This window comes from Pseudomonas sp. FP603 (assembly GCF_030687415.1).
Taxonomy (GTDB): Bacteria; Pseudomonadota; Gammaproteobacteria; order Pseudomonadales; family Pseudomonadaceae; genus Aquipseudomonas; species Aquipseudomonas wuhanensis.
In genome coordinates this window covers 5,222,044-5,241,173 of record NZ_CP117431.1, presented here as the reverse complement: position 1 = coordinate 5,241,173, position 19,130 = coordinate 5,222,044, and the positions used below count along the sequence as shown (strand labels likewise).

Annotated in this window: 9 protein-coding genes; 3 read left to right on the top strand and 6 right to left on the bottom strand. The window is 58.7% G+C overall.

Going from position 1 to position 19,130, the window contains the following annotated elements; translation table 11 throughout:
- Window positions 1–784 precede the first annotated feature (784 nt).
- The 5 genes from PSH65_RS24180 to PSH65_RS24160 form a co-directional block, all read right to left on the bottom strand.
- Window positions 785–1,189 (bottom strand): hypothetical protein, encoded by a 405-nt coding sequence (locus PSH65_RS24180; RefSeq protein ID WP_305422805.1) that lies wholly within the window; start codon window positions 1,187–1,189, stop codon window positions 785–787.
- Window positions 1,190–1,253: 64 nt separating this feature from the next.
- Complete coding sequence (locus PSH65_RS24175; protein ID WP_026067396.1) at window positions 1,254–1,490, bottom strand: helix-turn-helix domain-containing protein; 237 nt, start codon at window positions 1,488–1,490, stop codon at window positions 1,254–1,256.
- 118 nt (window positions 1,491–1,608) lie between these two features.
- Entirely contained in the window at window positions 1,609–1,749 is a 141-nt protein-coding gene (locus tag PSH65_RS24170; RefSeq protein ID WP_370694666.1) for a helix-turn-helix domain-containing protein, read from the bottom strand.
- A gap of 736 nt (window positions 1,750–2,485) precedes the next feature.
- Window positions 2,486–3,697 (bottom strand): site-specific integrase, encoded by a 1,212-nt coding sequence (locus PSH65_RS24165; RefSeq protein ID WP_305422804.1) that lies wholly within the window; start codon window positions 3,695–3,697, stop codon window positions 2,486–2,488.
- Window positions 3,698–3,953: 256 nt separating this feature from the next.
- On the bottom strand, window positions 3,954–10,940 hold the full coding sequence (locus PSH65_RS24160) for a VCBS domain-containing protein (RefSeq protein WP_305422802.1): 6,987 nt from the start codon (window positions 10,938–10,940) through the stop codon (window positions 3,954–3,956).
- Between the two features lie 728 nt (window positions 10,941–11,668).
- Here PSH65_RS24160 and PSH65_RS24155 point away from each other — a divergent pair.
- A complete protein-coding gene (locus PSH65_RS24155; protein WP_305422801.1) occupies window positions 11,669–12,208 on the top strand; it encodes a hypothetical protein in 540 nt (179 codons plus the stop codon).
- Between the two features lies 1 nt (window position 12,209).
- Here the strand turns inward: PSH65_RS24155 and PSH65_RS24150 are convergent, their stop codons facing one another.
- The gene (locus tag PSH65_RS24150) at window positions 12,210–16,358 is read right to left on the bottom strand and encodes a CheR family methyltransferase (RefSeq protein WP_305422800.1); all 4,149 of its coding nucleotides are present in this window, start codon (window positions 16,356–16,358) and stop codon (window positions 12,210–12,212) included.
- A gap of 361 nt (window positions 16,359–16,719) precedes the next feature.
- Between PSH65_RS24150 and PSH65_RS24145 the strand changes: the two genes are divergently transcribed.
- Complete coding sequence (locus tag PSH65_RS24145; protein ID WP_052966588.1) at window positions 16,720–18,324, top strand: tetratricopeptide repeat-containing response regulator; 1,605 nt, start codon at window positions 16,720–16,722, stop codon at window positions 18,322–18,324.
- Window positions 18,321–19,013: a sensor histidine kinase KdpD gene (locus tag PSH65_RS24140; RefSeq protein ID WP_305422798.1), complete on the top strand. Its 693-nt coding sequence runs from the start codon at window positions 18,321–18,323 to the stop codon at window positions 19,011–19,013. The genes PSH65_RS24145 and PSH65_RS24140 overlap by 4 nt, the downstream gene beginning before the upstream one ends.
- Window positions 19,014–19,130 lie beyond the last annotated feature (117 nt).

Sequence of the window (19,130 nt, the reverse complement as noted above, 5' to 3'; positions counted from 1 at the left end):
GCGTCCCTTCAGGTTGGAACGTTACTTGTGCACACCGGCGCACAACGCGCGCTGCTGGCCGAGCTAATAGTCGCGGAGCAACGTCACGCGAGTCGCACTTGAATGAGATGCGGTGGCGCAAAGAGTTGCCAGAATGGGTGAATACTGTGGGAGCGGGCAGCCACCCTGAGTACGACCTGTGGTGTGAGAGCAGGAAGGCATTGAATCAGGCGCTTTTCGGTTCAGACGACCCTGGTGCTGATCGGACTCGGCTAGAGGTTGAAGTCTAAGCAAGCAAACAGCGAAAGCTTCGTAATAACCAAGGCACTACCCCGCAACAGGGTGGTGCCTTTTTTTTGGTTTGAAACACTGCTCGACTTCTAGGGTGGCGGATCGGCGACTATCGGCCTTGACCCTTTTCAACCTGGTAGATCAAATCCTTCCTCACTTCCTCCGCGCATGGACGACACATACCGATCAGCGTCCAAGGGAGGAAGTCCACAACAAGAAAGGTGAAGCCTCCTATACGTTTACATTTCCCTGCGTGCCCATGGGTGCATCGTGCCTGCTGGTACGTCTTAGGTCCCATCTTATAAACCCTGGTGGTGGTAATTTATAAAGGGTGGGATTTTTTCCGTTTACATACCCCTCTGGAGGCCCCGGTTTCATTGAAAGGTACTGGGAAAAAATCCCAGTACTTCACCATTTCAGAAAAACAACCGGACGCAACCGGACAATGAAGGCGTGTTAACTGGGAAAAATTCCCAGTACTAGGCGGAAAAATTCCCACCGAAAAACTCGAAAATCAGATGAACTTGAAGCGCGGCGGGCCAGGGGATAATTCGAGCTCTTTTCCCAGGCAATCGTCTATTGCTGCCCAGGTGAGCGCGTAAAGCGCACAACGTGCCATTCCCTGTTCCCGCCCTCCCTTGCGGCTCTCCCGGGTTCGGACAATCAAGCCAGCATCGATAAGTTCGGAAAGGGCGGAAGCAAGCGTTTTGGCATCCATAGACTTTCCCTTGGCCATCATCGAGGCCGTGCAAGACAGATCGCCGTTATTGCGGCCGTTGTAATTCCTGGCCAGCTTGATCAGCACGGTTACTGCCTTGGGCGACAGATTGTCGAAGGCGTCGCTGATCAGCAGTCGATAAGGTAGGGCCAGCACTCGACCGCCCCCAAAGTCGACCTTGTAGGATTTCTTTCTGGCCATTCAGCGGCTCACAGGCAGGTGCGAGCGCTCGCCCCAAAAATGGGGAGAGCGCTGCATATCTGGTTTACGACGCTTCGCGCATCAAGATGTACTTTGCAACGCGATGCGGTGGGCGGCCCGGCTCAGTGGACTGATGCGTCCAGTAGGTGCGGATTTCATGTCCCTTTTTCCTGAGGCGGCGAATGGTGTTTGGTGGCTGGACGATATCCAGATCTTTTGCCGCTTCGATGGTCGAAACTGGACCGTTTCGCAGCGCCTCCATCATCTTGCGGTCTTGCTCAGTTGAAGAATGGCGTGTCATAGTTTGCCCCTCACGTTGGTGCTATCCAGTGTGTTTTCGCTAAGGCGGTGTTCGAGCACCGCCTTGGCAATTCTCCGCGCAGTCCTGCGCAATACTTCCCCTTTTTTCTTTTCGTGCTTCACCGTGCGCCGGCCTTAGCTGCACGTTCAATGAACACCTTCAGTTCGGACGCCAGTGCCAGGCGCCGACGACCAATTTTGAAAGTCTTGATTTCGCCTTGGGCGATGAGCTCGTAAGTAGCAGAGCGCGAAATGCCCAAAATGCGGGGCAGATTCTTCGACGCTCACCGACAGCGGAGCCATTTGTTGTGGGGTTTGTTCCATGGTCGTCTCCCTAAATTCCGGCACCGAAGAGGATGCCAGATGTTGCTAGGTTACAACGCATAAATCTAACAGTGCAAGCAAATGCTATACAGTCTTGTACTTGCATGGATTGACAGTGGTTTGCGCGTCGAGCAAGCTGCACCTATCAGGTCGGCTGAGCCGACTACAGAACAGATGGAATGCTATGGCCACTAAGACGAGCAAGCGCACCGGCGAGACGAGCACAACAGTCAGTGTTGGGATCAGAATTGATCCGAAGATAAAGTTCGCTTTGGACATAATGGGGAGACTGCAAAAAGCGCTCTTTGACAGCCGTAATTGAGTGGGCAATTGCGCAGGCGATAGCCCAGCAATCAGTCGACTTTGATGGCAGTAATCTGTCCACTGTTCTCGATAAAATCTGGTCTACTGACGAGTCTTCAAGGCTAGTGCAGTTGGCCATTCATATGCCTGAAGCCTTGACGTACGATGAGCTCAGGATTTGGGAAACCATCAAGGCAACTGAGCATTTTTGGGAGCAATACAGTAACGGATCGAGGTCAACAGAATCTCGGCTGCTTGCATCGCATGTACGCTCTTTCTGGCAAGAAATACTTGATCACGTTGAGAGGAACAAAGCATCCCCGACTATATTGCCTATGACCGATGACGATTTAGGGCTTGGCTTTCCTCCTAGATGAGCTCCACCGCTGCCGCCTTGGTACCCGGCGCTAAGTGGGCATACCTAAGCGTCATTTTAATATCGGCGTGCCCTAGCAGATCCCGTACCGTATTGAGCGGTACGCCCGCCATAACAAGGCGTGTCGCGAAGTCGTGACGCATATCGTGCCAGCGGAAGCCTTCAATCTTGGCTCGCTCAAGTAGGTTAAGCCACGCGCTCTTCACATCTTCCAGGCGGCCGCCGGCCTGGCTCGGAAAAACGTACCGAGACTTCGCAGCCTGCTTTTTCCAATCTTCCAGCACGCCGAACGTTTCCTTGTTCATTGGGATATGCCGCGTGTCGCTCGTTTTGGTGGTGGCGCCGTTGGCGGTGATCGTCTTCGTATGGAAGTTCACAGCTGACCATTTCAGGTCGAACAGTTCGCCACGCCTCATGCCGGTATTCAGCGACACAAGCACCATGGGCTTCAGGTGGTCAGTGAAGGGCAGTTGCAGCAAACTTTGCATCTGCTCTTTGCCGCGGTCTGCTCGCCACTTGTTTGCATTTTCGCGTTCGGCCCGCGCTTCGTCTTGGCGCGCATCCAGAGCTTCGCGCAGGCGCTTGGTCTCGTCGGCATCCAGATAGCGGACCAACCCCATGGAGTCGACCTTGAGGGCTTTGAGCTTGTTCATCGGATGGGCGCTGATGTACTCCCATTCAACGGCTCTACTGAATAGGCCGCTGATCGAGCCCATTTTGCGGTTTACCGTCGATGGCTTGTTGCCTGACTGCATCCATCCTGTGCGGATCTGGTCCAGGTCGCGGCCGGTGATCGCGTCGAGACGCTGAGACATGATCGCCTCGAAGTTGTTGTCGAGCGTGTGCAGGGTTTTCTCATGCCCTTTGTGGTGCGTCTTGAACCAGGGCATATAGGTGTCGTCGATGAACTGGCGCAAGGAGGGCAGGGCGGCACCTTTCCGCCCTTGGGCGACGGCCAGTGGCTCCCCGTGGGCGTGCGCATCGGCCAGGTACTGGGCGGCCTCGGTGCGCGCTTGATCGAGAGTCACAACCCCAACGCGGCCAAGGGTGGCATTCTTGTTGCGACCCCAGGTGACCATGTACGATTTATGCCCGCTCGGCAGCACGCGAATGAATAGGCCGGGCTGTACAGTGTCATGCACGCGGTAGGCTTTAGGCTCCGAGTGTAGGCCGTTGATGAGCTTTTGAGTGATCTTCGTTTTCAAGCAATCCAGCTCCGTGACAGCACCGTGGCAGCAAAAAGAACTATACGGGGCTGTTTTTACGGACGCAACCGGACGATAAGCCCAGTAATTGCTGGTCTGTCTCAAGCTTGGCGGTTTCTAAATTGACCCTCCTAAGGGGAAGGTTGGCAGTTCGAACCTGCCCTGGGACACCATATATTTGAAAGCCCCACGCAGAGTGATCTGGTGGGGCTTTTTTGTGGCCGTCTGCAGCGGTGGATTCAACTCCAACCCAACATCAAGCCGTCAGCGTATGGTCACCCTCCCCAAACCAGGTGCGCACCAGATCGGTACCGCTCGTGCCCGTGTTGGCAAGCACCGCCACATCGGCGAAGTTCGTACCATTGGCGGCACCATCGGCATCCACCTTCACGGTGATGTCGCTGCCGGACTGCGCCAGTTGAACGAAGTCGGACGCCTGGCTGATACCGCTAACGAAGTTGGCGCTGAGCAGTGCGGAGAGGTCGAGTGCGTCACCTTCGGCGAAGTTGTAGTCGAGGATAGTGTCCCCGCCTTCAGCCTCGTTGAGATAGGCGAACATATCGGCTCCCGCGCCACCGCTGAGCGTGTCCTCCCCGCCACGACCCGCCAGGATGTCGTTACCGTCGCCACCACTGAGTACGTCCGCCGCCATGCTGCCCACCAGTGTGCCGCTGGATGCGCCGTTGTAACTGACTTGGGTGCCGGTCTCGCCGCCGTCGGTGGCCTGGAAGTCCTCCACTGTGTAGTGCCCCAGCAAGTTCACCGCGGCCCGGTGCATGCCGTCGTCCACCGTCAGCAGGCCGCCGGTGCCCGAGGCGTTGGCGCTATATCTGAGCTGGGTGTTGGCGCCGAAGGCGAGATCGCCGAAGGTCAGCATGTCATCGCTCTCCAGACCGAGGATGCCGACCAAGGAACCCGCCGCTTCGGCCTGTGCGATCACCAGCGTGCCCGCGCCTTCGCCGTGGAAGGCGACGGACCCGTGTGCGGCGCCGGAAAAGGTCAGGGTCGCGTCGCCGTCGATAGTGGCGCTGCCGTTGCCCATCACGTCGGCCAGCAGGCGCATGTCGCCGCCGTTGGCCCACAAGTGGCCTGAGTTGTCGACCGCACTGGCCACTGTCATGCCGCCTTCACCCGTAGATTCCAGTACCCCGCTGTTGGTGATGGTGTGGGTGCCAGTGTCGAGCACAAGGCTGTTCAGTCCGCTGGCCAGGATCAGCCCCGCATTGACCAATACCATCTGCCCGGCGCCCAACTGGCCGGCGCCGGAAATGCGGTTGTCGACGTTGGTCAGCACGGTGTCGGCGCTGCCGCCGAAAATCACGTTTTGTGCGCTGTCGGATAGCAGTACCTGGCCGCCACCGGTCAATGTCGCGCCGCGGAACAGAATCTCAAGATTGGTCTCGCTGCCGGTGGAACCGAGTTCGAGGGTGCCGCTGTTATGAATGCTGCCACCGAACGGCATGATCGCGCCGTCGGCAATGGTGAGGGTGCCGGTATTGGTCATGACCGGGTCCACATCGAACTGGAAGTTCGATTCGCTTAAGTCCGCCGCGTCGACACCTTTCAGGGTGACCGACTGGCCGGAGCTTATGCTGACCAGCGCATTGCCGTTTTCGTCGTTAGTGATACTCAGATCAGCAAAGCTGGTGATGCCCGTGAAGCCGATCAAGTCGATCTTGTCCGCCGTGGCATCGAAACTGTAGATCTGATTGTTGCCGATCGGCTGGGCGAAGACGAAAGTGTCGGCACCGGACGAGCCGGTCAGGTTGTCGTCAGCGGACAAGGCGAAGATCGGCGAGCCGGGGGCATAGACTTCGATGTTGTTGAACACATAGGCGCTGCCGTCGCTGCCGTCACTATTGCTCCAGTACATATTGACATCAAGCACCAACGCTCCCGCGAAGTCGCTTGGGGTTGTCACCGTCAATGCGCCAGGATCGCTGGTCTGCACGGTCCAGGTGCCGTCGCCGTTGTCGGTTCCCGCATTGAATATCCATCCCGAGGGAACACCGCTGATTGACACGGTTATCGGGCCGCTGATATCGGCCGATGGAGTATTGAGGGCTAGATTGATGGGTTCGCCGGCAACGCCTGCCGGAAGGTTTGCACTGCTCCCGGCAGCACCAGCATTACCCGCCAGGTCGGTGTAGCTGTTCGCGGTAACGTCGACTTTCACGCTACCGCCCAGCGTTCTAGTCAGTGTCGCCGTGTAGGTATCGCCGTCTACCTGCGTGAAATTACTCCAGGTTCCCCGGGGCGTTGCCCCTGATGCACTCACCGTAACGTCCGAAAGGTTGAAACCGCTCACTGCCTCACTGAACTGGAATGTGACTGTCGACACTGAGCCGATTGAATTCCCTAAGGCCGTCCCCGTCACTGTCACTGTAGGTGCCACGGTATCAACTGGAGTATCAACTACGTTCTGCACGTTTACCGTAATTGTCTGGGTGTCGGTTCCGCCATTGCCGTCGGACACCAGAACGTCCACAACATAGGCATTGTCACCGTCAGCACCACCGACATCCTGGGCATTCTCGTAATTCGGCGCCGAATTGAACGTCAGCACCCCGCTCGAACTGATCGAGAACTTGCTGAAGTCCGTTCCGGCCGTGTTCAGGATCGAGTAGCTCAGGGTTTGCGCCGGAAGATCAGCATCGATAGCCATCACTGTCGTGACCGCCGTGGTGTTCTCTGCCACGCTGACCGAAGCCGTCGCACCTCCACCATTGGAGGTGATCACCGGGTTGTTGTCGTTGACGCCCGTCACGCTCACCGCGATCGCCTGGTCGTCAAACAGCGTGCCGTCCGATGCCCGCACGATCACGTCATAGACGTTGTTCGTTCCCGAATCAGTTGGGGACTCAAAGTTAGGTGCAGAGACAAAGGTCAGTGCGCCTGTGCCCGAAACGATCGAGAACTTCGCGGCATCCGCTCCGCCGACGATGCTGTAGCTCAGGGGTTGCGCCGGAAGATCGGCATCGCTCGCCGCCACTGTCGTGACCACCGTGCTGTTCTCCGCCACGCTGACCGAAGCCGTCACACCTCCACCGTTGGAGGTGATCGTCGGCGAGTCGTTGCTGCCGTTGATGGTCACCGTCACCGCAGTCGCGGTACCGTCGGTACTGAGTACCGTGAAGGTGTCGGTCAGGCTGTCGCCGACATTGAGTGTGTCGAAGGCCGAGTTGGCGGTATAGCTCCAATTACCTGCGACATCGATGGCGAAGGTTCCGTTGACGCCGGCGGTACCGGATTGGGCCTGGAAGGTTTCCGGGCTGTCGACGTCGCTGATGGTCAGGCTGCCGCCGGTGGTCAGCGGGGCATTGGTTTCGGTCAGCGTGACGCTGGCCGAGGACAACACCGCGGCATCGTTGCTGCCGAGGATATGCACGGTGACCGAAGTGAGGGTGCCGTCGGCACTGCTCACCGCGAAGGTATCGGTGTAGGTGGTGCCGGCAACGAACTCGTTGTGGGCGCTATCGGCGACATAGCTCCAGGCACCGTCGGTGCCGAGGGAAAACTGGCCGTAGCTGCCGGCGGTGTTGGACTGGGCGACGAAGGTCGCGGCGCTGTCGACATCGCTGATGGTCAGGCTGCCGTTGGTGGTCAGCGGGGCATCGTTTTCGGTCAGGTTGACGATGTCGGCGGACAATACCGCAGCATCGTTGCTCCCGAGGATATGCACAGTGACCGAGGTGAGGGTGCCATCGGCACTGCTCACCGCGAAGGTATCGGTGTAGGTGGTGCCAGCGGCGAACTCGTTGTGGGCGGAGTCGGCGACATAGCTCCAGGCACCATTGGTGCCAATGGAGAACTGGCCGTAGCCGCCGGCGGTGTTGGTTTGCGCCTGGAAGCTTTCCGGGCTGTCGATATCGCTGACAGTCAGGCTGCCGCCGGTGGTCAGCGGGGCATCGGTTTCGGTCAGCGTGACGTTGGCCGAGGACAACACGGCCGCGTCGTTAGTGCCGGTGACGGTGACGGTCACCAGCTGGGTGTCGACGCCGCCGAAGCCATCGCTGACCTGCACGCTGAACACTTCATCGTGACTTTCGCCAGCCCCCAGCGACTGCACCGCACTGGCGACGCCATCGGTCCCATTGGCCAAGGTGTAAGTCCATTTTCCGGTGTTGTCGACTGCGATTGAGCCGTAAGTGCCGGCATTCGACCCGGCGATGCTCCAGGTGGCCGTGGCAGCATGATCGATATCGGCCGAACTGAACTGGCCGCTGACGCTGAGCGTGGTGTCTTCCTGCACTGCACCGGCATCATTGCCCGTTGCGAAGCTGAGCACGGGTGCGTCGTTAGTACCACTGACGGTGACGGTCACCAACTGAGTGTCGACGCCGCCGAGGCCATCGCTGACCTGCACGCTGAACACTTCATCATGACTTTCGCCAACCTTCAGCGACTGCACCGCACTGGCGACGCCATCGGTGCCATTGGCCAGGGTGTAAGTCCACTGGCCGGTGCTATCCACCGCGATCGAACCATAGGTGCCGGTATTCGACCCGGCAATGGTCCAGGTGGCCGTGGCAGCGTGATCAATGTCAGCCGAACTGAACTGGCCGCTGACGCTGAGCGTGGTGTCTTCCTGCACCGCGCCGGCATCATTGCCCGTTGCGAAGCTGAGCACGGGCGCGTCGTTAGTGCCGGTGATAGTGATGGTGACAGTCTGCGTCGCCGAGGCAGCGTTAGCCGCGCCGCTATCGTCGGTCGCGACCACCGCGTACGAGAAGGTGATGGTTTCACCTGCACCGAGGAAGTCGAGGTTCTGATTGCTGCTGTAGTCCCAGCTGTTCTGGTCGACCGAGAAACCGGCCACCAGTGCTGAGGCCATGGTCGCATTGAGCACGCCGCCGCTCCAGGCGATGTCGCCGTTGGCGGTCTGCGACACGGTCACCGTGTCGGTACTGTCCAGATCGGCAAAGCTCAGGGCGCCGCTGTCGCTCAGGGTGGCCGTGCCGTTGCCTTCGTTCATCGCGCCGGTGGTGTCGGTAATCGTCAGCGTCGGCTGGTCGTTGGTGCCGGTAATTGTGATAGTCACGGTCTGTACCGCGCCGTCGCCAATCGCCACGTTATAGGTTTGGGTGACGCTCTGGCCTTCGCCGAGGAACTGCAGGGCGGCGTTGTTCACCGCGAAGTTCCACCCCAGCGAACCACTGCCCGTGTCGGTGCTGTCGCTCAATGGATCGGTGGTGAAGCTGCCCAAATAGCCAGAAGCGCCCGGCGTGACAGTGACGCTGTGAGTGTCGATCAGATCGACATCGGTGAAGGTGATGCTGCCGCTGGCCGCGTAGTCGCCGCTGTCTTCCTTGGCATCGCCGGCCTGCACGCCGCTGGTGATTTGCACCTGGTCATTGGTGCCGGTAATCGTGATGGTCACGGTCTGCACCGCGCCGTCACCGATCGCCACGTTATAGGTTTGAGTGACGCTCTGGCCTTCACCGAGAAACTGCAGCGCGGCATTGTCCACCGCGAAGTTCCACCCCAGCGAGCCGCTGCCCGTGCCGGTGCTGTCGCTCAATGGATCGGTGGTGAAGTTGCCCAAATAGCCAGAAGTGCCCGGCGTGACAGTGACGCTGTGAGTATCGATCAGGTCGGCGTCGGTGAAGGTGATGCTGCCGCTGGCTGCGTAGTCGCCGCTGTCTTCCCCGGCATCGCCGGCCTGCACGCCGCTGGTGATTTGCACCTGGTCATTGGTGCCGGTAATCGTGATGGTCACGGTCTGCACCGCGCCGTCACCGATCGCCATGTTATAGGTTTGGGTGACGCTCTGGCCTTCGCCGAGGAACTGCAGGGCGGCGTTGTTCACCGCGAAGTTCCACCCCAGCGAACCACTGCCCGTGCCGGTGCTGTCGCTCAGTGGATCGGTGGTGAAGTTGCCCAAATAGCCGGATGCACCCGGCGTGACGCTGACGCTATGGGTGTCGATCAGGTCGGCGTCGGTGAAGGTGATGCTACCGCTGGCCGCGTAATCGCTGCTGTCTTCCCCGGCATCGCCGGCCTGCACGCCGCTGGTGATTTGCACTTGGTCATTGGTGCCGGTAATCGTGATGGTCACAGTCTGCACCGCGCCGTCACCGATCGCCACGTTATAGGTTTGAGTGACACTTTGGCCCTCACCGAGGAACTGCAGCGCGGCGTTGTTCACCGCGAAGTTCCACCCCAGCGAACCGCTGCCCGTGCCGGTGCTGTCGCTCAATGGATCGGTGGTGAAGCTGCCCAAATAGCCAGAAGCGCCCGGCGTGACAGTGACGCTGTGAGTGTCGATCAGGTCGACGTCGGTGAAGGTGATGCTGCCGCTGGCTGCGTAGTCGCCGCTGTCTTCCCCTGCATCGCCGGCCTGCACGCCGCTGGTGATCTGCACCTGGTCGTTGGTGCCGGTGATGGTGATCGTCACGTTCTGCGTGGTCGATGAGCCATGCCCATCATTGATGGTGACCACATAGGTTTCGGTAGCAGTCTGACCCTGGGCCAGGGTCTGGGCTGCCGCATTGTTCAGGGTGTAAGTCCAGTCAACGGTGCCGTTAGCCGCGTTGGCCGCTTCAGTCACAGAGGCGAGGGCGAAGTTGCCCAGCGCTGTGGTATTGCCTCCCGCCGCCACGAATGAGGCGGTATGCGTGTCACTCAGATCGACATCGCTAAACGCAATCGTGCCTGTCGCGCTCAGCGAATCGGTCAGGCTCGGGGTCGCGGTCGCATCTTCGGTTACCGTGCCGGCCTGTGCGCCAAGGCTCATCGTCACACTGTCATTCGCACCTGCGAATTGCACCTGCGCAGTGGCCCAGCTGAGGGTGCCATTGCCGAGGCGAATCGCATACGTAAAGCTGTCCGTCAGGGACGCTCCGCCAGCAAGCGCCTGGAGTTGCGCCTTGAAAGCGGTCGACAACGTAGCGGCGTCGTAGCCGACTTTTCCATCCGAGGTAATCCAGATCTTTGCCCCGTTGAAACTGGTGTCGGTACTCGTCGCCTCAATTCTGCCCGTGTCCTGGACCAGCAGATCGGCCGGAGCATAAACCTTGGTGGCCGTAGAAAGACTGGTCGCGTCATCGAGTGACCACAGTGTCTTTGCGCTACCGCCGAGGTCATTGGACATGACGTCCAGGTACACGACTCCCAGCAGGTCTTCAGTGATGGCCGCGCTGCTCGTGCCAATGACACCTGTAGTGAAAATGTCGTCCTGAGCCTGCGGTGTATTGGAAAGCGAAGTAACGGTGCCGCCGCTGGTCGTTGTGGTGGTAGCCATGTCTTTCTCCGGAGAATGCTTTTTTATTGGAATCGCCAGGGACTGCTAACAGGACGAAGTCCCGTGCTTTTGCGCCGCTCCGGGAGTTCAGGAGTGGTGCGAGGCAGCTGCCAGACATCGTCGGCCGTCCGGGCCTGACGGAACAGGCGCTACCGGCAGAGGGGCGCTGCTATTGCGGGAGTGAAGATGTTCGCTGCACTTGAGGAGCGAATCACAGGACCGGTCGGGCGAACGTGGGCCCAAACCTGGGGCTGCGTTGCGCATGACGCGCAATAATCTGAGAGTACCCATAGGGAAGGGACTCCTGAAGTGAAGGCTGGGTGAGGCCGTGTTTTGGTACAGCACCGACTCAGGGATACGGCCTTTCCTGATATCAGTTTGATGTGTGTTTAGTTGTGGGGTCAGGCTTTGTAAAGGTGTAAAGCGAAGGTAACAGTACGAAGTGCCAATATTCCGACAGGCGGATGTTTTTGTGTCAATATTACGTCGATCTGTTTTTGGCGAATGGCCACAAGCACTCAACGCTGATAAGGCTGAAATCAGCTGAAACCCTTGCACGGCAAGGGCTGGCTGCGTCATGCCAGTGCCGGAGCATAACGTCAGCTGTTAAAAAGACCCCGCCAGAGCATTCCTCCAGCAGTTTTTTTTCAGACTCGAACCACCCGACGACCTACATGGAAAGTCTGTCATTGCTGTGCCTTACTGCTCACTCCATAAGGAGCCAAGCAATGCGACACAGAGGTGCGCAGTTCTGGTTATGGACCGACAATCGGTTACCTCTCCACATTCATGAAGAAGTGCTCAGCGACGGGATGCAGGTGGAAGTGCGGGCGCGGGTGAGCCATGAGGGGGTCACCCAAGTGTTCGTAGGTATTTACGATGACCATGGGATCATGCTGTGTGAAGAGTCTCACGACAGGGCTCGCGATGAACCTTACTGTGATGCGTTGAGGTGGGGGGCTCAGCGAGCAGGAGAAATTATGGCGGACACGCAGGGCTTCGTCGCACCGCATCGGGTGCAACTGACGCTAGGACCGGTCATCACCGATGAGTCGGTACTGGCGCTACGGCGGATGGAAATGAGCGAACGTGAGCGTTTCAAGCTCAGTTGCGAAGATGCGTGGTCGGAATACCTGGCCGCCAAAGCAGCCATGCTGAACCTCATGCGTGCGCAAAAGGTCGATCCCAAGATTTGGGCAGACCACAAGGAGCGATTGAAACAGGCGATTGACCGGCGCGTCTGCGTGCAACGCGCCTATTTTCGCTGAACTATTGAGAACCTGGTGTCTGGGGCTGGCGCAGGGCTTCGATGGTTGCGATCAGGTCATCGTAGGACACCGGTTTTCCAATGTGCTGGTTAAACCCCGATTGGCGGGCCTTCTGAATATCGCTGTTGGCGCCATAACCCGTCAGGGCAATGGCCGGCACATTCTTGACATTCGGCAACTGACGTAATGCTTGCATCAGTTCATGGCCATTCATGACCGGCATGCCCAAATCCGAAATGATCAGGTCGAAGTGGTTGCTTGCGGCTGCATCCAGAGCGTCCTTCGGACGATCAAAGGCAACGACTTCGGCGTCTTCCATTTCCAGCAGCATTTTCAGGGTTTCCAGTACCTCGGCAGAGTCGTCGACCAGCAGAATCGTCAAGCCGCTCAGTTTTCCTGATACCTCGTCGGTTGGCGTTGTGGTTTGGGTTTCACCTTCACGACTGGCCAGCGGCAAATAGACAGTGAAGGTACAGCCTTCCCCAACGCCCGGCGAACTCACCTCAACCGTGCCATGTTGTGCCTCGGTCAATTGACGCACCAGTGACAAGCCGATGCCCAGCCCCTCGCGCTGGTGATGGGTGTGCTGTGTTTCAGCCTGGCCAAACAGATCGAATACGTGTTCGAGGTTCTCGGCTGCGATGCCGGTGCCATTATCCTTGACGTCCAGCCGCGCCATGTTCCCGACCTGGCTGGCGATCAATTGCACGCGGCCATCGGGCGGGGTGAATTTCAGTGCGTTGTTCACCAGGTTCCAGATGATCTGCTCCAGGCGCGTCGGATCGGCATGGACCATCAACGGCTCCGAAGGTACTTGCAGCTCGACAGTGGTGCCGTGCTGATCGTTGAGGACAACGGTGTAAATATCGCGCAGCACACTGGCCAGATCCACGACAATCGGTTTGAGCTTGAGCTTGCCGGTGCGCACACGGGCGACGTCCAGCAGGTCGTCGATGATCCGTGCCTGGCTGCTGACGGCATCGCAGATGGTGCTCACGGCTTTGGCAGCCGGTGCCACCGACTTGGTCACCGGCAAGCGCCGCAGCAGTTCGGCGTTGAGCTGGATCAGGTTCAGAGGATGCTTGAGTTCGTGGGACATGACCGCGAAGAACTCATCCTTGAGGTAATTGGTGTTAAGCGTCTCGGCCAGTTGTTGGCTTTGCTCTTCATGCTGGCGTTTGTGACCGGTCAGGTCACGGGCGATTTTCACGTAGCCGCGAAGGTTGTCACCGCTGAGCAGGGTCACTTCGCCGCTGCAATAGAAGCGGCTGCCGTCCTTGCGCAGGTGCCAGCGTTCATCTTCGGAGCGGCCATGGGTGCGAGCCCCCAGCAGTTCGGTTTCAGGCACGCCGGAGGCGCGGTCTTCGGCGGAAAAAATGAAGTCGTAGTAAGCGCCTTCGGCCTCGGCCTTGCTGTAGCCGAAGATCAGTTCGGCGCCTTTGTTCCAGGTGGTGATCACGCCTTGTTCATCAAGGGTGATGATTGCGTAGTCGCGGGTGCTTTCCGCTACCAGGCGCATTCGTTCTTCGCCTCGGCGCAGTTCTTCTTCGGCCTCGTGACGTTTGGTTATGTCGATGAAGGTCAGTACGGTGCCGTCGATACGGTCTTCGCTGGAGCGGTAGGGCAGCAGGCGAGCGATATACCAGCGCTTGTCAGTGCTGCAGACTTCGCGTTCGATCATGTTCAATGATTCGAACACCTGTGCGGCATCACTCGCCAGGTCGTCGTAGTGCAGGCGATGCGTGATGTCGAGCAGGGAGCGGCCGGTATCCATCGGCAACATGCTGAAAATGTCAGTGGCGCGCGGGGTGAACCATTTGATTCGCATGCTGCGGTCGACAAACACCGTGGCAATGTCGGTGGAGGCGATCAGGTTAGTCAGGTAGTCGTTGATCTTGTCGGTTTCTTCAACTTTGGTCTTTAGCTCGTAGTTGACCGTCAGCAGCTCTTCGTTGATCGATTGCAGCTCTTCCTTGCTGGTTTCCAGCTCTTCGGTGGCCGAGCGCAGTTCTTCGTTGATCGCCTGCATTTCTTCGTTGGAAGCTTTCAGTTCTTCGCTGGAGATTTCCGATTGTTCTATGGTGTCCTGCAAGTGCAGCTTGGTGCGTTGCAGTTCACGCTCCAGGTTGGACAGCACCTGGCTTTCGGTTTGCAGCAGGGTCGTGGCCGTCGCTTGCGAAGGATCGACTTCAACTTCCTCGAAAATCACCAGGACGAACTCGCCGTCCGACTCTTCATCCTTGTAGGGCTGGGCTTCCAGGCTGACCTTGTAACGCCGCTCTTCGCGCTTGAACGGTACTTCGCGGGATTTCACCGCCAGACCACTTTGCTGGACCTGGAACAGCGTGGTGCGGATTTCCAGGCGCAGCTCCGGAAGGATCAGCGTCAGCAGGTTGCGTGACAGCTCACCGCCCACATGCCGCAGGAAACGCCCGGCACTTTCGCTCATGTGCAGGATGTCGGCGTTGGCATCGACGATCATGCTCGGCGGAGCCGCGCGTTCGAGGGCGCGCTGGTGGATGTCGGCGAAGGACAGTTTGCGCTGCACGGTGTGTTGCGGTGCCTGATGGGAAATATTGGAGCGCACGTAACCACCACGCGGCACAGTCGGCGTGCGTCGGCTGTTGGCAGTGCCGGTCTTGGCGCGGAAGATCCGGTTGCGTTTGTCCACCGGCGTGAACAGCTCATGGCAAGCGTCTGCGCTTTCGGAAGACCCCAGGAACAGGAAACCACCGGGCCGTAATGCAAAGTGGAACATCTGCAGGATTTCGCGCTGTACTTCGCGATCCAGGTAGATCAACAGGTTCCGGCACACGATCAGGTCGATTTGCGAAAAGGGCGGGTCGGACAGCAGGCTGTGTTTGGCGAACAGCACCTTTTCGCGGATTTCCTTGCGAATCCGATAGTGGTCGTCTTCCTTGATGAAATAGTGCCGCAGCCGCGTTGGCGGTACGTCCGTCACGATGGCTTGCGGGTACAGGCCGGCCCGGCCGAAGCTGATGGCGCGTTCGTCGATGTCGGTGGCGAAAACTTGCAGTGAGGCCTTGCTGGCTTCCTGTTGCAGCTGATCGTTGACCAGCATCGCCAGGCTATAGGCTTCTTCGCCGGTGGAACAACCAGCCGACCAGATGCGGATTTCTTCTTTTTCAGGCTGCGCCCCCACCGCGGCGCTGACCAGTTGCGGCACGATATCGCGCTCCAGCGCTTCGAAGGCTTCGCGATCACGGAAGAAGTTGGTCACGCCGATCAGCATGTCTGCCAGCAACGCCTTGGTTTCTTCGGGGTTGTTTTGCAGGTAGCGGTAATAAGCCCCCAGCTCTGGCTGGGCGGTGACTTGCATCCGGCGCTCGATCCGCCGCAATACTGTCGCGCGTTTATAGTGTTTGAAGTCATGGCCGGTGCCGGTACGCAACAGGATCAGGATGTCGTGCAGCGTTTGTTCGGCGAGCGCTGCATCACGTTCGGGCACCGAAGCGAAGGATTGAAGTTCCGGATCGTTGGCGGCAGGCAAGCTGATTTCCCGGGAGTTGTGCCACAGGTCCAGCAGCTTTTGCGGCATTTCTACGACGGGCAATACCAGATCGACCATGCCGGTCTCGATGGCCGCTCGAGGCATACCGTCGAACTCGGCGTCTTCCGGCACCTGTGCCAGGGTAATACCGCCCTGTTCCTTGATACGCGACAGGCCGACGGCGCCGTCGGAACCGCTGCCCGAGAGCACCAGGCAGAAGGCGCGCTCGCGGTGCACCTGCGCCAGGTCGCGGAAGAACAAATCGATCGAGGCGTGGCGCCCCAGTTGTGGGTCGTTTTCACTGACCTCAAGGTTATTGCCATTCATCGTCAGCCGCTGTGCCGGTGAGATGACGTACACCCGGTTTTTCTCGATCGGCACAGTTTCGGTGACCTGCAGAACCGGCATTCGGGTCGATTCCTGGATGATCTTGTCTGCGACGCTTTGGTGGTCGGGTGACAGATGAAGAATGATCACAAACGCCATGCCGTTGTCGTGAGGCATGTTCTCGAAAAAAAGTTTGATGGATTGCAGTCCGCCCGCCGACGCGCCGATACCCACGACCGGAAAGTCCAGGGTGCTGGGAGTCAGGGCCTTTCGCTCGGGAGCCATGGCCGAGTGCTTGGGGGTGGTGGTCATTTCTTGGCCTTTACCGGCGATTCAGAACGTAGTGAGTTCAAGCGGACAATAATTAGCGTGTTCAATGAATCAGGATAATCCCGTTTTTCAATAGTACCTTCAAATATTTAGCGCGCCCACGCGCAGCCGTATGATCTTTTGGCAGTAAAAAGTGCGATTGCGCTCCCGCTGCTTCAAGGGAACGCGACTAGTGGCCGATAACCCTGACGGTCGTTGTGATTTTCGTTGCTGGCGGCCGGCAATCACGGGCTTCTGCGAAATGACTTGATAGCCTATGGCCTCTCGCTATCATCTGCGCGCCAAAAACGCCGCCCGTGCAGTTGTCTTTGGGTTTTCTTCTTAAATTGCCTGGAAATCTTCGATGCTGTCGTATCACCAAAAAAGCTTTTTGATCGTCGATGATTTCTCGGATTTCCGCAGTTCCGTCAGGTCCATGCTGCGGGAGCTGGGCGTCAAGGACGTCGACACCGCTGATACCGGTGAGCAGGCGCTGCGCATGTGCTCGCAGAAGTCCTACGACTTCATCCTGCAGGATTTCCACCTGGGTGATGGCAAGAAAAACGGTCAGCAGGTGCTCGAAGACCTGATGATCGAGAAGCTGATCAGCCATGAAAGTGTGTTTGTCATGGTCACCGCCGAAACCAGCCAGGCCATGGTGCTTAGCGCACTGGAGCATGAGCCCGACGCTTACCTGACCAAACCGTTCAACCGCTCCGGCCTGGCTCAGCGCCTGGAGCGACTGGAACAGCGCAAGACCTTGCTCAAGCCGATCCTGCAAGCGCTTGACCGGGGCAAACCGGTTGAAGTGCTCAATGCCTGCATCGCCCTGTGCAAACAGGACATTCGATATTCGCCGCTGTGCCTGCGTTATCGCGCCGATGCGTTGCGCGACTTGAACCAGAACGAAGCGCTGGAGCGTCTTTACGACAGCATCATTGCGGATCGGCCTTTGCCCTGGGCGTTTGCCGGATTGGGCCAATTGCTGTTCAAGCGTGGGCAGGTCAGCCAGGCCAAGGGCATTTACGAAAAAGCCTTGAAAGTCTTCCCGATGATGCCGGCCCTCTACGACGGCATGGCCGATGTGCTGGTTGCCGAAGGGGACACCAAGGGGGCGCAGAGAGTCCTGGAAGAGGCTATTCGCCTGTCGCCGCTGGCGGTGCGTCGGCAAGCGTTGTTGGGCAAGCTGGCGATGGCCAACGAGGATTTCGATACTGCCTCCAAAGCTTATCGCCAGGCCGTGGCCCAAGGGGCGCAGTCGCGTTTCAAGGATGCGGAAAGCAACCTCGGCCTGGCCCATGCCTTGATCAGCAAAGGCAGTGAGAAGGGGCTGGACACCCGGACCCGCCTTGAAATCAACACAACGCTGAGTGCGGTGGCGAAGGAGAACCCTTCCGATCCAGGCCTGCAAATTCGTGCGCGCCTGATGAAAGCCACCAGCTTGCTGCTCAACGATGCCGAAACCGCCGAGAAGCTCACCGAGCAGGCGATGATGCGCCTCGATGGCATGGAGCAGTTCATGAGCGCCGAAGCGGCGCTGCTGGTGGCCAAGCAGCTGCAAATGCTGGGGCAGGCGAGTGCCGGTGCTTCGATGCTGAAAAACTGCGCGGAGATCTACGGCGATGATCCCACCGTGATGAAAGGCATCGCCAAGCTGACCGACGACCCGACGATTCTCAACTCCGGCAACGCGGCCGCCGACCTCAACCGTCAGGGCGTACGGGTGTACAAGACCGGCAACCTGGTGGAAGCCCGGGATGTATTCCGCAAAGCCCTGGCGCTGCAGCCGAAGAACATCAGTATTGCCCTGAACATGGCGCAATCGTTGCTGCATGGCACCGACACCAGCGTGCCGTCGGCCGAACTGGAAGAGTGTCGCGCTTGCCTGAAAACCGTCGGCCTGATGCCCGATACCGACGCGCGTTATCCGCGCTACCAGAAACTGAAAATCAAGGCGTTCGGCGAATGATCGACAGCGAACCGTCACTCGACTTCTCCACGGTGATTGCCTCCACCGTGCACGACATGAAGAACTCTCTGGCCATGCTGATGCAGGCGCACAGTCAATGGCTGGCGCGTTTGCCCGATCCCGAGCAGCACACCCCGGAGCAGGGCGTGATCGACTTCGAGTTCGCCCACCTCAATGGCATGCTGGTGCAGTTGCTGGGGTTGTACAAACTCGGCGTCAACCAGATGCCGTTGCAGCCCGCCTACCATGAGCTGGATGATTTCATTGAGGCGCAACTGGCGGCTCATCAAGAAGTGTTCGCCAGCCGCGGCATCATCGCGACGTACGAAGTGGACCCGTTGAGCCCGCTGGGTTTCTTCGACCGGGAGCTGATTGCCTCGGTGCTCGCCAACAGCATCAACAACGCCATTCGTTATGCCCGTCATGCCTTGTTGATCAGCGTCAGCGATGAGGCCGGGCAACTGGTGCTGACCATCAATGACGATGGCGAGGGTTACCCGCCCGAGATGATCGAGCGTCAGGCCGATTATGTACAGGGCATCAACCACAGCAGTGGCAGCACCGGCCTGGGCCTGTACTTTGCCGGGCGGATTGCCGCCTTGCATCAGCGCAATGGCGTGGGCGGCCGCACCGAAATCAGCAATGGCGGCCCATTGGGCGGCGGTGTGTTCAGCCTTTACCTTCCCTGAATATCTTTTTGTTTGACGCTGCTTGATATTCTGAACAGCTGGAGCCTATTTTGTACGGGTCGCCGTTCGCGGCTCGTACAACAACAAGGATTGCGTCATGACAACCGATGGCCATCG

What these genes read in the sequence shown, in the direction of transcription:
- PSH65_RS24180 (WP_305422805.1), bottom strand. Translation starts at nt 1,189, where the DNA reads ATGGCCAGAAAGAAATCCTACAAGGTCGACTTTGGGGGCGGTCGAGTG.
- PSH65_RS24175 (WP_026067396.1), bottom strand. Translation starts at nt 1,490, where the DNA reads ATGACACGCCATTCTTCAACTGAGCAAGACCGCAAGATGATGGAGGCG.
- PSH65_RS24160 (WP_305422802.1), bottom strand. Translation starts at nt 10,940, where the DNA reads ATGGCTACCACCACAACGACCAGCGGCGGCACCGTTACTTCGCTTTCC.
- PSH65_RS24155 (WP_305422801.1), top strand. Translation starts at nt 11,669, where the DNA reads ATGCGACACAGAGGTGCGCAGTTCTGGTTATGGACCGACAATCGGTTA.
- PSH65_RS24150 (WP_305422800.1), bottom strand. Translation starts at nt 16,358, where the DNA reads ATGACCACCACCCCCAAGCACTCGGCCATGGCTCCCGAGCGAAAGGCC.
- PSH65_RS24145 (WP_052966588.1), top strand. Translation starts at nt 16,720, where the DNA reads ATGCTGTCGTATCACCAAAAAAGCTTTTTGATCGTCGATGATTTCTCG.
- PSH65_RS24140 (WP_305422798.1), top strand. Translation starts at nt 18,321, where the DNA reads ATGATCGACAGCGAACCGTCACTCGACTTCTCCACGGTGATTGCCTCC.